Genomic DNA, 1,046 nt, shown 5'->3' on the forward strand with positions numbered 1-1,046 from the left:
ATCGTCCTCAATGATCGTCCGAAGCTCTGCATCAAGATGGCGGAAATGATCGATCCATATAGAAGTGTCTGCCAGTATCACTTGGCAGCTGCGCTTCGGCGACGTGGAGCTGCCTCTGCATCGGGCATAGTTCCGCCGAGCGCGATGAGGCGTTTTCCCGACTCTACTCGGACGAGCGTCTCCAACGCCTGGCGGACTAGAGCAGCGGTTTCTTTTGTGCCGGTCAGGGACCTGGCCCTTTCCATGAGAGTGTCGTCGAGATTGATAGTCGATCGCATCGTTTCTTATCCTTGTCCTGACGCTTTAAATAGCACCATTTGGTGATAAAATCTACGCCTAGTTACCACGTCGATACGTCGGGCGTGACAAAAATCAAGCCGCGACCTGTCGACGGAGATCACCCGATTTGACCAGCATGCTCAGGGCGATCGTCAGGGGCAATCGTTCACTGCAAACCAAGTCGTGGATCGCTCACCCTGATCCGGGGATGACCGCCTCTTCATCTCGCTCCGGCAGAGATCCAGCGCCGGGTGTCTTGCTTTTGTTGTGAAGGTGTTGCGAACCCCACTGAGATTAAATCGGCGGCTCGTACCGATCGCGTTGGTTATCAGATTGAAGCATTGACTGAATAAGGGAGATGGCTAATTTCTCCTTTCTGCCAGCTAGGGGAGGGCAATCCCTTGCAGCAGCGGAGTGCCCTCCAGCGTCGCAATCATATGCTCTATAAACGCACGCACGCGGTGGGGCAGTGGGCCGCCACCGACATAGATGGCATGCACCAGTTCAAGGTCTCCCGGATTGTGCGCCTCGAGCAGCGGGACAAGCCGTCCCGCTGCAATCTCTTCGGCCACATGAAACAAACCGACACGAGCAATGCCGGCGCCTGCCAGCGCCATCTGCTTCATCGTCTCGCCATTGTTGACGACGATACTGCCCTTGACCGGCTGCGCAATATCCCGCCCTTCGTGACGAAACGGCCAAGTGGGTCTGGCGCGCCGGAAATTGAAGGTCAGGCAATCGTGATGCTCAAGATCGGCCGGAGTTTC

At 56.4% G+C, this 1,046-nt stretch carries 2 protein-coding genes and 1 pseudogene; all 3 read right to left on the bottom strand.

What is annotated here, in order from left to right; all coding sequences use genetic code 11:
- Positions 1-81, bottom strand: a pseudogene (locus FY112_RS00210) (type II toxin-antitoxin system VapC family toxin); the annotation flags it as partial.
- Positions 78-278: a type II toxin-antitoxin system VapB family antitoxin gene (locus FY112_RS00215; protein ID WP_017958375.1), complete on the bottom strand. Its 201-nt coding sequence runs from the start codon at positions 276-278 to the stop codon at positions 78-80. The pseudogene FY112_RS00210 and the gene FY112_RS00215, both read right to left, overlap by 4 nt.
- Positions 279-662: 384 nt before the next feature.
- A partial coding sequence (locus tag FY112_RS00220; RefSeq protein ID WP_246700566.1) for a LysR substrate-binding domain-containing protein occupies positions 663-1,046 on the bottom strand: 384 nt, incomplete at its 5' end.

It is taken from the genome of Rhizobium sp. PEPV16 (genome assembly GCF_008919455.1).
Classification (GTDB): domain Bacteria; phylum Pseudomonadota; class Alphaproteobacteria; order Rhizobiales; family Rhizobiaceae; genus Rhizobium; species Rhizobium leguminosarum_Q.

Coding starts and splice junctions, on each gene's coding strand:
- FY112_RS00215 (WP_017958375.1), bottom strand. CDS start 278: ATGCGATCGACTATCAATCTCGACGACACTCTCATGGAAAGGGCCAGG.